Here is a 14,329-nt window from a genome sequence, read left to right as displayed (position 1 = left end):
TGATTGTTGTTTGTGTTGGGTGCCGTAAGATATTTACGTCTAGAGCCAAGAGAAAAGGTGGTCTAATCTGATCTCAGCACTCTCACTAGATTAGTTGCAAATGGTTGTAGCTTTTTTGCTGGCATCTATACCTGTTAGGCTTTCTAGGTATTCGCCGAGAAATCGCCACGCCGCAGTCATTTCTTTAGCGTAGCTGTGACGCTGATACGTGCGTTTTACCTTGTTTTCCTCCGTGTGGTTGAGGCAGCGTTCAGCTACCTCAGGAAGCACGCCAATAGCCGTCATAATCGTCGCGCCTGTGCGTCGCAGGTCGTGTGGCGTCCACTTGCCGCCTGGTAGCAACAGTGCTTGGGCTTTGGCGCTACGTCGGCTCATGGAGCCTTGTTCCGGAAGGCGCTGGCGATCTCCCAGTTGCTTGGTTACCGTTTTAGGGCATACATGATCAGTTATGTAAGTGTTCGGGTAGCACCAAGGTGACAGGCTATTAATCTGCTTTACGCGCTTGAAGTGGCTAATGGCAAAATCTGAAAGGATGATGCTGTGCGGTTTGCCGTTTTTACTATTCTCGGACGGAATCAGCCAAGTGCTCTGCTCTAGATCGATATGCTCCCATCGGGCGCTCAGGAGCTCACCAATTCGACAGCAGGTGGATAGGGCAATCCAGATTGCAGCTTCGGTGGTGACCAGCAGCCCTGCATCAGGGGCTTTCTTAGCAAGCAGCTTGATTTCATCATCACTCAGTACTCGATCGCGCTCGGTGTCTTTGCCACCTATCTTAGCTTTTCGAATACTGGCGCTGGGATCGTGCTCGATCAGGTCGCGGTCTACGGCAAAGCGGAACATTTGGCGCATAAGCGAAAAAACCATCTTTGCCATACGGTTTACACCGCGAGCGAGGAGGGCATCTGTCACCTCGGTGATATGACCCTTTTTCACATCAGCGACAGCCAAGTCGCCCAAGAAGGGCAGAACGTCCTTTTCAAACATCCGACGAGCCTCTGCACCCTTATCCTTGCGGTTGATGAGATCAACCTTAGCCCAGTGCTCGAATAGGTCGGTAACAGTCTTGCGTGCCGCCTGGCGAGCTTGCTCGGCTTCGGCTTCTGCTTTCTCGGCGGTGTGTCGTGCCAATTTACTATCTCGGGCTGCGATACGGGCAGCTTCCTCGGCATCCAGATGTTCACGTAAGTTGCGAGTTCCACTTTGGTAGAGGCGTGACCACTCTCCAGCTTTAGTTCTTGCTTCCTTGAGGGTAAGTCCATCAGTGCCAGTGGCGTCATATGCACCTATGGGCAGAAACACTCTTCCACCGCTGGTGTCGGTATACCTGAAGTAAAACAGGCGCTCGCCATCTGGGCGAAGACGTGCCATGAATCGGCCGCAGCCGCGAGGAGCATCCTCGATCAGCCAGGTAGGTTTGGCTGGTTTTGCGTTCATCTGTTTGTCGGTGATCGTCGCCACTTTCGCTTCCCCAGAAAGGCCAGGCACCAGATGGTCACCGTTGGGTCACCGTTTCTCGCTGGCTTTGGTAGAATGCTATCGGAAGCGGTTGGACTGTGTAAACTGCATTGGCCTAGTAAATACAGTGCTTTAGGCCTTGCTCCTGGATTTTCTTAGACTGAATTGGATTGTGGTTTACCTTTATGGGGTGCTAGGGGTAGAGTGTTCGAATCACTCCGTCCCGACCATATAATTCAAGGGGTTGCGAGATTTTATCTCGCGACCCCTTTTTATTTGTCTCCGTTTTTACCCCTACAAATCTGTTGGCTCTGGGTGGAATCCTCACGTCTTCCGCGCGGGCGGATGCAGGCTTCAGTACTCGCGCGTGGTCTCTTTTTTACCAGTATTGTCTGGTCTTTCGCTTCCCCTCCTGACGTTTTTAATGACCGCTCGCAGGGTGCAGGAGGGGGCGGTCCAGTCGATCAGTTCCTGGCACGGTACTGGATAAGTCATCCACCGCAGCCGTTGATGTTGGCGGCCAACTGTCACGAAATGAAAAGCCATTGTCGTCTGATGAGAAGCGGCTCGCCAGACTGCGTCCTACAGTCCAATCAGCGCAAATCGACGCAGCACGCCCATATTGCAGACTGGAGAATAAGAAAACATGGCCAAAGCCGTACGCTTCTACGAAACCGGTGGTCCCGAAGTCCTCCGTTATGAGGAGGTCGAAGTTGGCGAACCCGGTCCAGGCCAGGTTCGTCTTCGTCATGTGGCGGTTGGCCTGAACTATGCCGACACTTACTTTCGCAATGGCACTTACCCGATCCCGATGCCCAATGGCATGGGGGTTGAAGCCTCCGGTGTGGTCCAGGCCATCGGCGAGGGGGTTACCAATGTACGCGTGGGAGATCGCGTTACCTACACCGGTTTTCTCAATACATTGGGTGCCTACAGCACCGAGCGTCTGATCCCGGCCGCGCCGTTGATCAAGCTGCCGGAAACCATCAGTTTCGAGACCGCCGCGGCCATGACCATGCGCGGCCTGACGTCGTCGTACCTGATGCGGCGCATTTACGATTTCAAGGCCGGCGACAGTATTCTGCTGCACGCCGCTGCCGGTGGTGTAGGCCTGATCGTTTCGCAGTGGGCCAAGCTGCTCGGCCTGACCGTCATCGGTACCGTGTCCACCGAGGTCAAGGGCGAAGTCGCCCGGGCCCATGGCTGCGACCATGTCATCAATTACAGCCATGAAGACGTCGCCCAGCGCGTTCGCGAGCTGACGGACGGCGTCGGTGTCAACGTGGTGTTCGACAGTGTCGGCAAGAATACCTTCATGGGCTCCCTGGATTCGCTCAAACGCCGCGGTCTGATGGTCTGCGTCGGCACGGCATCCGGTCCGATCCCGGCCTTCGATCCGGTACTGCTGGCGATGAAAGGCTCGCTGTTCATGACCCGTCCGGCCCTGGCCGATTACATCGCCGACCCGGCGGAAAAAGCCGCGTTGGCGGGCGAGTTGTTCGACCATGTCGGCAGCGGTCGGATCAAGATCGAGATCAACCAGCACTATGCCTTGCAGGATGCCGTCCAGGCCCATCGCGACCTGGAATCACGCAAGACCACGGGCTCGTCGATTTTCGTCATTTAAGGGAGTCGTCTGCCATGAAAGTCGAACAATTGACCTGCAGCATTGGCGCGGAGCTGATCGGCGTCAACCTCGCCGACGCCCTCCACGACGACGGTCTTTTTGCCGAGATTCGTGCTCAGCTGCTCCAGCATCGGGTGGTGTTCCTGCGTGATCAGGACATCACTCGCGCCGAGCATGTGGCATTCGCCCGGCGCTTTGGCGAACTGGAGGATCATCCGGTGGCCGGCAGTGATCCGGATCATCCAGGGCTGGTGCGCATCTACAAGCGGCCGGACCAGCCGATGGACCGCTACGAGAACGCCTGGCACACCGACGCTACCTGGCGCGAAGCCCCGCCAATGGGCTGTGTGCTGCGTTGTGTGGAGTGCCCGCCGGTCGGCGGCGACACCATGTGGGCCAACATGGTCGAGGCCTATGCGCGCTTGCCGGAAGACGTAAAGGTGAAGATCGCTGACCTGCGTGCGCGCCACAGCATCGAAGCGAGCTTTGGCGCCGCCATGCCGATTGAAAAGCGTCTGGCGCTCAACGCGATGTACCCGGATGCCGAACATCCTGTGGTACGCACCCACCCGGAAACCTTGGAAAAGGTGCTGTTCGTCAACGCCTTTACCACCCACTTGAGCAACTACCACACCCCTGAGCGGGTGCGCTTCGGCCAGGACGCCAACCCCGGCGCGAGTGAGCTGCTGCGCTACCTGATCAGCCAGGCCTATATCCCCGAGTATCAGGTGCGCTGGCGCTGGAAACCCAACAGCATCGCCATCTGGGACAACCGCAGTACCCAGCACTACGCCGTCATGGACTACCCGCCGTGCCACCGCAAGATGGAACGTGCCGGCATCATCGGCGACAGGACTTACTGATCGACCGCAGCTGCATTCGCTCTCGTAGACACGCCTGCCCGGCACGATCCCGGGTGGGCGGAACAATCATAAGAATAGGAGTAACTCATGCAATTCTTCGACGATTCCCTGCACCCGGAAAACATGGAAAAGGTGGTCATCACCGTGGCCCCGTATGGCCCCGAGTGGATGCCGGAAGACTTCCCCGAAGACATCCCGCTGACCATGGACGAGCAGGTGCAGAAGGCGGTTGATTGTTATGAGGCCGGTGCAACGGTATTGCACCTGCATGTGCGTGAACTGGACGGCAAGGGTTCCAAGCGTCTGTCCAAGTTCAATGAGTTGATCGCCGGCGTGCGTGAAGCCGTGCCGGACATGATCATCCAGGTCGGTGGTTCGATTTCCTTCGCCCCCGAAAGCGATGGCGAAGCCGCCAAGTGGCTGTCCGATGATACTCGCCATATGCTGGCGGACCTGACGCCAAAACCGGATCAGGTCACGGTGGCCATCAACACCACCCAGATGAACATCATGGAACTGCTGTATCCGGAATACCTGGAAGGCACGTCCCTGGCCAATCCTGCCTATCAAGCGGCCTACAGCGAAATGACCGTACCGGCAGGCCCGGCCTGGGTCGCCGAACACCTCAAGCGTCTGATGGACAACGGCATCCAGCCGCACTTCCAGCTGACTGGCATGCATGCAATGGAAACCCTTGAGCGTCTGGTGCGCAAGGGCGTCTACAAGGGCCCGTTGAACCTGACCTGGATCGGTATCGGCGGCGGTTTCGATGGCCCCAATCCGTTCAACTTCTTCAACTTCATCCACCGCGCGCCAGACGGTTGCACCCTGACCTCCGAGTCGCTGCTCAAAAACGTCATGCCGTTCAACACCATGTCGATGGCCATGGGTATGCACCCGCGTGTGGGCAATGAAGACACTATCATTGATCACAAGGGCGATCGTTTCGGCTCAGTTGCGCAGATCAAGCAGACCGTACGCATCGCTCATGAGCTGGGTCGCGAAATCGCCACCGGTAAAGAGGCGCGTGAGATCTACCGCATCGGTGTGCAGTACCAAAGCATCGAAGAAACCCTGCTGGCCAATGGCATGGCCCCCAACCGCAAGGCCGGGCAGAAAGGTGTGCCGCAACGCGGCTGATCGGCAGACGACGCGGGCGGTCAATGGCCTCCCGCTCGCTGCACTGCAACACGCTTGATAACAACAATAAAACAAAGCTTTGAGGAGGCTGCATGGCCTTTCACCCAATCGCCGCAGACGATGATGACTGCAGTGGCGTCGGCGTTGCGCGCAAGTATGCCTGGATCGTCTTTGCACTGACGTTCGGCTTGTTGATTTCCGATTACATGTCGCGTCAGGTACTGAACGCGGTGTTCCCAATGCTCAAGGGCGAGTGGGCCCTGAGCGACGGTCAGCTCGGCCTGCTCAGTGGCATTGTCGCCCTGATGGTGGGGCTGCTGACAATTCCCCTGTCATTGCTGGCGGATCGCTTCGGCCGGGTCAAGAGCCTGGCGCTGATGGCTTTACTGTGGAGTCTGGCCACGCTGGGCTGCGCATTGGCGCAGGACTATCAGCAGATGTTCGTTGCACGATTCATGGTCGGCGTCGGCGAAGCGGCGTACGGCAGCGTCGGCATCGCGGTGGTGATTTCGGTGTTTCCCAAACACATGCGTGCAACCCTGGCCAGTGCGTTCATGGCGGGCGGCATGTTCGGTTCGGTATTAGGTATGGCGCTGGGCGGTGCAATCGCCGCCAAGCTTGGCTGGCGCTGGTCGTTTGCCGGCATGTCGCTGTTCGGCCTGCTGCTGGCGGTGCTTTACCCGGTCATCGTCAAGGAAGCACGCATTGCGCCGCAACGAGCCGCTCAGGCGGCGAACAAAGCGGCTGCCGCGGTCAAGCGTCCGTTGCGTACGCTGTTTTCCAGCCGTTCGGTGATCGCTGCCTACATCGGCAGTGGCTTGCAACTGTTCGTCGGCGGCACCGTCATTGTGTGGATGCCCAGTTACCTCAATCGTTATTACGACATGGCCACCGACAAGGCAGGCGGAGTCGCGGCGATCATCGTGCTGTGCAGCGGTGCGGGGATGATCCTGTGCGGCATGCTCAGTGATCGACTGTGTCGCCATTCGCCGGAGCGCAAGGTCTCTTTGGCCATCGCCTATTGCCTGGGCAGTTGTCTGCTGTTGTCGGCAGCGTTCGCCTTGCCGACAGGGCCTGTGCAATTGGTGCTGATCTGCCTGGGCATGTTGATTGCCGCCGGCACGACCGGCCCTTGCGGAGCCATGGTTGCCAACCTGACCCATTACTCGGTCCATGGCACGGCCTTCGCCACGCTGACCTTGGCCAACAACATGCTGGGGCTGGCGCCTGGGCCGTTCATCACCGGCAGGGTGTCCGACCTCATCGGCTTGCAGGCTGCTTTTCAATTGGTGCCACTGGTCAGCATCGCGGCAGCGGCCGTGTTCTTTTATGCCAAGTGTCACTACCACAAGGACATCGCCCGGCTTCGAGGCGAGCAAGTCCACGATTCGATTGGCAAAGTGGCGTTAGAGGTGAAGTTGTGAGTGGTCGTTTACGTATTGATGTGTTTTTCGATTTCATCTGTCCCTGGTGCCTGATCGGCAAGCGTCAACTGGAGCGCGCGCAGGACCTGCTGCGCATCCAGCAACCGGATGTGCAGATCAGCACGGTGTGGCATGGGGTGCAGTTGCTGCCGCAGCTGCCGGCACAGGGTGAACCCTTCGCCGATTTTTACCTCAAGCGTCTGGGCGGTCCTGAAGCCGTAGTGATGCGTCAGGCCCAGGTGCAGCAGGCTGCGATGGCGGTGGGCGTGCCCATCGATTTGAGTCGCATCATCACCATGCCGAATACCGCTGATGCCCATCGTTTGCTGGAGCGTGCGAGCGTGCTGGGCAATACCGCCCAACGCGATGTTTTGCTTGAGCGTCTGTTCGCTGCCTACTTCCAGTTTGGCGAAGATCTGGGCTGCCAAGAGACCTTGCTTGCCATCGCCCGGTCGTGTGGCTTCGACGCTGATGCCATGGCCTCCTTCCTGCAAGGTGACGGCGATCCTTACGTCGGCAACGAGACGGGAGCAGGCAGCGGCGTGCCCAGTTTTCAGTTCGACCGTCGCCTGACGGTGGTGGGCGCACAGCCTGCCGAGGTGCTGCTGGACGCCATGTGCGAAGCCTTGCTCGACAGTGCTCGCAAGCGGCAACCGGTATGAGTCTTCGTATCCCCGTGCCTGCCGGAAAGCTCCCGCAGGCGGGTGGTCGTGCGCTGTTCGAATTCGATGGCAAAAGCCTGGCGCTATTCAACGTCGAAGGTGACCTGTTCGCCATTGACGACAGTTGCCCCCATCAGGGGGCTTCGCTATGTGGCGGGCGTCTGGAGGGCAGGGTGATTCAATGCTGCGCCCATGGCCTGCGCTTCGATCTGCGCAACGGCTACCTGCTCAACTCAACCCAGCTCAAAGTCGCCAACTACCCGGTCGAGGTCATCGACGGCCAGGCATTCATCGTCATCGTTTCTGAGGAGTCCGCGCCATGAGCGCTATCGCTCTTACCCGTATCCATAGCCGAACGCGCGAACTGGCGCCGGGTTTTGTCGTCAGTCTGATCGTGGCGGCGGCCGCGTCCTTTTTGTCCGAGCATTACGGTGCGCCGGTGATGCTGTTTGCCTTGCTGTTGGGCATGGCGCTGAACTTCCTGGCCGGTGACGGTGCCTGCAAGGCTGGCATCGAGTTCACGTCGCGCACTGTGTTGCGCATTGGCGTGGCCTTGCTGGGCATGCGCATCACTCTCGAACAGATTGCCGCGCTGGGCTGGAAGCCTGTGGCGCTGGTGGTGATTCTGGTGGTGGTGACGATCGGCGTCTCGGTGATCGCGGCCAAGGCGCTGGGATTCCAGCGTTTATTCGGCATGCTTACCGGTGGGGCAACCGCGATTTGTGGTGCGTCAGCGGCGTTGGCGCTGGCGGCGGCGTTGCCCAATCATCCGCAGAAAGAGCGCGCCACGCTGTTCACGGTCATCGGGGTGTCGGCACTGTCCACCACGGCGATGATCCTGTATCCGATGATTGCCAATTGGCTGTCATTGTCCCCGCAAGTGGCCGGCGTATTCCTGGGCGCCACCATTCACGATGTCGCCCAGGTGGTCGGTGCCGGTTACAGCATGTCGACCGAGACCGGTGATACGGCCACGGTGGTCAAGTTGATGCGGGTTGCCATGCTGCTGCCGGTGATCGTGTGTGCGGCGATGGTCACGCGTATGCAGGGTGCCGATCCGACCGGCAAGCGACCACCGCTGCTACCGTGGTTCGCCGTCGGTTTTCTGCTGCTGGCCTGTATCAACAGCACCGGCTGGATAGCCCCGGTGGTGCAGGGTTCGGTCAACGAGCTATCGCGCTGGTGCCTGGTGGTTTCCATCAGCGCCCTGGGTATGAAGACCCAGCTCAAGGAGCTGGCCGCTGTCGGCATCAAGCCCATCCTGCTGATGGTGGGGGAGACGGTGTTCCTTGTCGTGCTGGTGCTGCTGTTGCTGCACTGGGGCTTGTAAGCCCGACTGAATCACACTTGATGGCAGGGCCGCACTGCGTTGACTCCTCGTCGCAGTGAGGCTTCGGGCCGGTGTCACAAGCACCGGCTCTTTTGCGGCGACTGTACCAACAGTCGCCGCTTTTTTTTTTGCAAGCCCCGCGTCTGTTTTGTTCGGTTCAGGGTTCGCTGGAGCCGGGCAGGGTGGTCAGGTCCGGCGGTGCTTTGACGGTGTGCTTTTGCGCGCTGCGCCAAGCGGCGGGCGGCATGCCGAACTGGGTGATAAACCAGCGAGTGAAGGAACTCGCCATGGAGTAGCCGAGCATGTCGGCAATGCGCCCTAGCGAGTAATTCGGGTTTTCCAGGTAGCGCAGCACCAGATCGCGGCGCACGTCGTTGATCAGGTCGTTGAAGGCGCAGCCGTCGTCTTTGAGGCGGCGCTGCAGGGTCCGAACGTTCATGCCCTGGGTCTGGGCGATCTGCTCGATGGTGGCGCGCCCCATTGGCAACAGCAGGTAGATGGCTTTGCGCACCTCGAACAGCATCGACGGGCCTTCGTGACTGAGCAACGAGTCGAGGTAACTCTGAGCGTAGCGCGCCATGGCCGGATCGGCATGGGGATTGGTCATGTCGAGGCTGGCATCGGAACAGACAATGCCATTGAACTCGCTGCCGAATTCCAGCTTGCAACCGAACAGGCGGCGATGCAGTTGCAGATTGTCCGGGGGCTGGTGTGTGAAGTTGACGCTGTAGGGATGCCAGTGGGTGCCGAGCAGCGCGGCGCACAGGCGGAACATCACGCCGATGGCCAGCTCATTGGCCTGTCGGCAGGGCATTGGCGATTCGGTGACCACCTCCTCGCGAATGATCACCATCTTGCCAGCCTCTTCAATGAAGAGGGCCAGCGAGTCGTTCATCAGATGACGGTAATGCACCAACACTTGCAACGCATCACGCAGCGTACGCTGGTGGCTGAGCAGCAGGCTGACCACACCGAAGTCAGAGAGCTGACGCGACTCGGCCATGCTCAGGCCGAAGCTCTGGCAGCCACTGGCGGCGGCCGAATCTTCCAGCAGGCGCACGGCGGCATCGATGGGAATACGGTGTTCGGGGGTTTGCAACAGGGCCTTGCTCAGACCGACGGCAGCCAGTACATCGCGCGGGTTGAACCCCAGGTACTGGGTGACCTCCAGGTAGTTGGTCAAGACGGCGGCGCGAACAAGCTTGGGCATGCGAAGTCTTTCCTGGGCTGATTGCGATGGAAATGAGCGTGGCGACTATATCCAGCACGTCATCAATTGAACAGTTGTGACGTTATCGATGGCGTTCACCCAATCCTGCCCCGAATCACAGCCGTTCCCATGGATCAATCGACCCTCACCCATTGATTACAGTGACCCGGGGAGAGCCTGCGGGTTTTTTCGACCAATGGTCGCGGCACACCAATGCCTGAAAATCTGTCATCAAAAGAAAAGCGCCTGACGTCAAATGAAAAGCGCCTTGGGTGGGCGCTCTTTAATGTCGGCACTACAAAAAGCTTCTGGCGATAGAGCCAGTCGAGTCATCGAGAAAGCGAAGGTGTTGACGTGGACAAACTGCAGACTGCCGCAACCGTTCTGATCGTACCGGGCCTGCGCGAGCACGTTGCCGAGCATTGGCAAACGTTGCTTGAGGCCAGGCTGTGCAAGGTGCGCAGTGTCCCGCCACTTGAAACCGACAAGCTCGACTGCGGGGCCCGGGTCCGGGCGATCCAGCACCAGCTGGAGCAGATCGAAGGGCCGGTGATTCTGGTGGCCCACAGTGCTGGCGTGTTGATGGTCGCGCACTGGGCCGCACGGCACAGTCGTCCGATCAAGGGCGCTCTGCTGGCCGCACCACCGGATCTCGACGCCGACTGGCCGCAAGGCTACCCATCCCCCCAGACCCTGCGTAGCCAGGGCTGGAATCCTCTTCCCCTAGGCCCGCTGCCGTTCCGCAGCCTGGTGGCCGGCAGCACCAACGATCACCTCGCCAGCCTTTCGGCCGTCACGCGCATGGCTCAAGGTTGGGGCGCCGAACTGCGCAATCTCGGCGCAGTGGGTCATCTCAATCCGGCTGCAGGGTTTGGCCACTGGCCACAAGCCGAAGCACTCATCCTGGAGCTGGATCGCTAGTTCAGGCGCCGGCTGGCCGCACGCCATCCGGTAATTGCCCTCACTCCTGAAAAACGCCAATCCCTGGAAAAAGAGGTTGCGTGAGGGCGGCTGCGCTTAAAACAACTACAAAAAGGCGGAGACAACGCAATGCACAACAATAAGAGTCACGGGTTCACACCTTCGCGTTACACCTTGTTGGCCTCGGCCATTCTGGCCGCAAGCATGCCGGCGGCCCATGCGTTCGAACTCGATACGGGTAACCCGGACTGGACCGTGCGCCTGGATAACACCGTCAAGTACAACTACGGCGTACGCACCGAAAGCGCCGACAAGCGCATGTTGGCGACACCGAACAACAACGATGGCGACTACAACTTTCGCAAGTCCGGGACCAATATCAGCAACCGCATCGACCTGTTGACCGAGATGGATGTGGTCTACCAAAACCACATGGGTTTTCGCGTCAGTGCCGCCAGTTGGTATGACAAGGCCTACGAGAACACCGGTTCCAATTCCAACCCGTTCGTCAACGGCAACGACGCGAGGTCGGGGCTGGTCGCCAACGACCCACGTCTGGCCGCGGTCACCGGCGATAATGTCGGCAATGGCAGCCCGCACCTGAGCAACTACGCCCAGCGTTACTACACCGGTCCCTCCGGCGAAATCCTCGATGCCTTCGTGTTCTACAGCACCGAAGTGGGCGAGGAGTCGCTGCTGAGCGTCAAGGCCGGTCAGCACAACGTGTTCTGGGGCGAGACCATTCTCAACCCGGTGCACTCGATCAGCTACGGCCAGTCCGGTCTGGACCTGGCCAAACTGGCGGCATCCCCAGGTATCGAAGCCAAGGAACTGTTCGTCCCGCGTAATCAGCTGTCGATGTCATTTACCGTCAATCCCGAGCTGACCGTGGGTGCCCAGTACTTCCTCGATTGGGACGCCGCCCGACTGCCTGAAGCGGGCACCTATTACGGCGGTTCCGATCTGGTGGGCTTCGGTGCGCAGTCGTTCCTGCTGGGCAACACCAATGGCGTGGTGCCCGGCAGCCCGCTGGGATGTGGCCTGGCGCCGTGCAACGGGTTGACCAACGTGCGTCGGGGGCATGATCTGACACCGGACAATCGCGGCGACTGGGGCGTGATGGCTAAGTGGTCGCCCGCCTGGCTGGACGGTACGCTCGGTGTTTACTACCGCGAAACCTCGGAAATCCTTCCGCAAGCCTGGCTGGATGCCAGAGGCCTGAGTTCGGCCAACCCCAACGGCACCCGGCCGGCAGGGCAAGTGCCTGCGGTGGTCAATACGCTCAACTCGCTGAGCACCGCCACCTATCAAATGGCCTATGCCGACAATATCAAGATCGTTGGCCTGAGCCTGTCCAAGGACGTTGGCGGGGTGAGCGTGGGTTCGGACCTGAACATTCGTCACAACATGCCGCTGGCCAGTATTCCAGCGATTGTCAGCTCGACCAGTCCTCTGGGGTTGGGCGCCGGCCTCGGTCTGTTGCCGGCCCGCACGGCCGCCACCGGGGTGATCTATGACACTCCGCAAAAGGGCGACAGCATGAGTGCCACCGGTGACACGTTGCACTGGACGCTCAACGGCCTGATGACCTTCCCGAAAACACCTGTGTTCGATTCGGCCAGCCTGCTCGCCGAGTTGTACTACAGCAACCTGCTCAAGCTCGATAGCAAAAACGAAGCGCTCTACAAGGGCAAGGGCGCCTATCGCGGCATCGACCAGCCGACCCGGGACAACTGGGGCATCGCGGTCAACTTCACGCCGACCTGGTACCAGGTGTTTCCCGGCGTCGACCTCAACGCACCGATGTCCATCAACGTCGGTCTCGACGGCGTCTCACCGGTGTCCGGTGGCGGTGCCAAGGACACCGGCAACTATGCCGTGGGCGTGGGTGCCGTTGTGTACAACAAATACTTTGTCGACCTGAAGTACGTCGACTCCTTCGGCAAGTCCGACAAGTGCGACGCCAGCGGTCTGAGCACCGGCGCGGCCAATGCCGGCAGCGGCGACGGCTCCACACCCAATGCCTTTAGCGGCAATGAAAACTACGCGTGTTACGGCGGCGGCTACTCGGCCTTCTCCGGTGGTGGTGCCACGACTGAGGACCGTGGTGCCGTTTACCTGACGATGAAAACCACTTTTTGATTCACCACTGATTTGCTCAATGCAAGCAGGAGAATAACAAGATGAAATTCGCAAAAACCGTGTTGGCCGCTTCGCTGGCCATGGTCCTTGCCGCCCAGGCACAGGCCGCTGTTTCAACTCAGGACGCTGCCAGGTTGGGCAGCAGCCTGACCCTGGTGGGCGCCGAAAAGGCCGGGAACGCTGATGGTTCCATCCCCGCTTATGACGGTGGCCTGACCACGCCGCCGGCCAGTTTCAAATCCGGTGACAGCATGCGTCCGGATCCCTTCGTCAACGAAAAACCGTTGCTGGTGATCGATGGCAAGAACGTCGATCAGTACAAGGGCTTGCTCAGTGCAACCACGGCGGAACTGGCCAAACGTTTCCCAAGCTTCCACGTCAATGTCTACCCGACCCACCGTACAGTCTCTTTGCCCAAGGCCGTCCTGGACAATGGCGTGAAAAACGCCACCGGCGCCAAGTCCCTGGAAGGCGGCCTGGCCATCGATAACGTACTGCCCGGTGTGCCGTTCCCGATTCCGCAGTCGGGCAACGAGGCGATGTGGAACTTCCTGTTGCGTTATCAGGGGGTCAACATCAACTCCAAGTACGACTCCTGGAACGTCGATTCCGCAGGCATTGCGAGTCTGGCGATCACCGGGCAGGCGTTCATTTCCTATCCGATCTACGAGAACCTGACGCAGCCGATCAGCAGCGCCGACGTGTACTACCAGATGAAGTTGTCCTATACCGGCCCTGCACGCCGGGCCGGCGAAGCGGTGATGCTCAAGGACGCCGCCAACCCGCTGCAGCAACCGCGCCGCGCCTGGCAATACTTGCCTGGCCAGCGTCGGGTCAAGCTGGCACCGAACCTGGCTTACGACACGCCTAACCCTGGCACCGCCGGCGCGGGCACCTACGACGATGTCTTTGTGTTCAACGGTGCACTGGACCGCTACGACTGGAAGCTGGTGGGCAAGCAGGAAATGATCGTGCCCTACAACACTTATAAGCTGACCTACGCCCAGGACCCCAAGGCGCTGACTACCGCCAACCACCTGTCACCGGAATACGTGCGTTGGGAAAAACACCGGGTCTGGGTGGTGGAGGGCAACCTCAAGGCCGGCGCCCGACACATCTATCAGAAGCGTCGCTTCTACCTCGATGAAGACAGCTGGACCGCTCTGGCCTCTGACCAATACGACGCCCGTGGCCAGCTGTACCGTGGCTCCTTCGCTTTTCTCAGCCAAAGCTATGACAAGCAGATCCCGGATTCCACGCCCTTCATGATTTACGACCTGGTCGGTGGCTCCTACAACATCAACGGTGTGGTGGGCCCTTACGGCGGCATCAAGTACATCGATCCGCTCTCCAAGGCGCAGTGGTCGCCGGAGTCGCTGGCCGGTAGCGGTATTCGCTAAACGAGCTGCGACAAGGCGTCCGTTCGATCCGCGGCCTGCAAGGGCCGTGTGAGCGCACGGCGGTCGGTGCACGGCCAGATCGTTCTGGACGCCAGGTTTGAACATCAGGCTGCACGGTTGTGTATCCCGACGCAGTTTTCCGAAGAGGACGC

The 14,329-nt window shown here is 59.7% G+C and carries 12 protein-coding genes; 10 read left to right on the top strand and 2 right to left on the bottom strand.

All coding sequences use genetic code 11. The features are described from left to right. Window positions 1-90: 90 nt before the first annotated feature. Window positions 91-1,461 carry a tyrosine-type recombinase/integrase gene (locus AC3I0A_RS17955; protein WP_489373550.1) on the bottom strand — a complete coding sequence of 457 codons (1,371 nt, stop codon included), beginning with the start codon at window positions 1,459-1,461 and terminating at the stop codon, window positions 91-93. A gap of 643 nt (window positions 1,462-2,104) precedes the next feature. On the opposite strand from AC3I0A_RS17955, the gene AC3I0A_RS17950 reads away from it, so the two are divergent. The 7 genes from AC3I0A_RS17950 (at window position 2,105) to AC3I0A_RS17920 (ending at window position 8,504) form a co-directional block, all read left to right on the top strand. Next, window positions 2,105-3,085, top strand: coding sequence for a quinone oxidoreductase family protein (locus AC3I0A_RS17950; protein ID WP_489373549.1), 981 nt, complete (start codon window positions 2,105-2,107; stop codon window positions 3,083-3,085). 14 nt (window positions 3,086-3,099) lie between these two features. Then, a complete protein-coding gene (locus AC3I0A_RS17945; RefSeq protein WP_489373547.1) occupies window positions 3,100-3,948 on the top strand; it encodes a TauD/TfdA dioxygenase family protein in 849 nt (282 codons plus the stop codon). A gap of 87 nt (window positions 3,949-4,035) precedes the next feature. Continuing rightward, entirely contained in the window at window positions 4,036-5,088 is a 1,053-nt protein-coding gene (locus AC3I0A_RS17940; RefSeq protein WP_489373545.1) for a beta-keto acid cleavage family enzyme, read from the top strand. Window positions 5,089-5,180: 92 nt separating this feature from the next. Beyond that, a complete protein-coding gene (locus AC3I0A_RS17935) occupies window positions 5,181-6,512 on the top strand; it encodes an MFS transporter (RefSeq protein ID WP_489373544.1) in 1,332 nt (443 codons plus the stop codon). Beyond that, entirely contained in the window at window positions 6,509-7,174 is a 666-nt protein-coding gene (locus tag AC3I0A_RS17930) for a DsbA family oxidoreductase (RefSeq protein WP_489373543.1), read from the top strand. Before AC3I0A_RS17935 ends, AC3I0A_RS17930 begins: the two co-directional genes overlap by 4 nt. Continuing rightward, window positions 7,171-7,497, top strand: coding sequence for a Rieske (2Fe-2S) protein (locus AC3I0A_RS17925; RefSeq protein WP_489373542.1), 327 nt, complete (start codon window positions 7,171-7,173; stop codon window positions 7,495-7,497). The genes AC3I0A_RS17930 and AC3I0A_RS17925 overlap by 4 nt, the downstream gene beginning before the upstream one ends. Next, window positions 7,494-8,504, top strand: a complete 1,011-nt coding sequence (locus AC3I0A_RS17920; RefSeq protein WP_489373540.1) for a YeiH family protein — start codon at window positions 7,494-7,496, stop codon at window positions 8,502-8,504. Before AC3I0A_RS17925 ends, AC3I0A_RS17920 begins: the two co-directional genes overlap by 4 nt. A 157-nt stretch (window positions 8,505-8,661) precedes the next feature. Here the strand turns inward: AC3I0A_RS17920 and AC3I0A_RS17915 are convergent, their stop codons facing one another. Further along, the gene (locus AC3I0A_RS17915) at window positions 8,662-9,714 is read right to left on the bottom strand and encodes an AraC family transcriptional regulator (protein ID WP_489373539.1); all 1,053 of its coding nucleotides are present in this window, start codon (window positions 9,712-9,714) and stop codon (window positions 8,662-8,664) included. Between the two features lie 354 nt (window positions 9,715-10,068). Here AC3I0A_RS17915 and AC3I0A_RS17910 point away from each other — a divergent pair, with 354 nt between their 5' ends. The 3 genes from AC3I0A_RS17910 (at window position 10,069) to AC3I0A_RS17900 (ending at window position 14,177) form a co-directional block, all read left to right on the top strand. Then, entirely contained in the window at window positions 10,069-10,635 is a 567-nt protein-coding gene (locus AC3I0A_RS17910) for an RBBP9/YdeN family alpha/beta hydrolase (RefSeq protein WP_489373538.1), read from the top strand. 129 nt (window positions 10,636-10,764) lie between these two features. Next, window positions 10,765-12,777: a DUF1302 domain-containing protein gene (locus AC3I0A_RS17905; protein ID WP_489373537.1), complete on the top strand. Its 2,013-nt coding sequence runs from the start codon at window positions 10,765-10,767 to the stop codon at window positions 12,775-12,777. Between the two features lie 41 nt (window positions 12,778-12,818). Beyond that, window positions 12,819-14,177: a DUF1329 domain-containing protein gene (locus tag AC3I0A_RS17900; protein ID WP_489373535.1), complete on the top strand. Its 1,359-nt coding sequence runs from the start codon at window positions 12,819-12,821 to the stop codon at window positions 14,175-14,177. Window positions 14,178-14,329: the final 152 nt, after the last annotated feature.

The organism is Pseudomonas sp. KH_024_B2 (assembly GCF_057839965.1).
The sequence above is the reverse complement of the archived record's forward strand: the minus strand, read 5'-3'. Positions and strand labels throughout refer to the sequence as shown.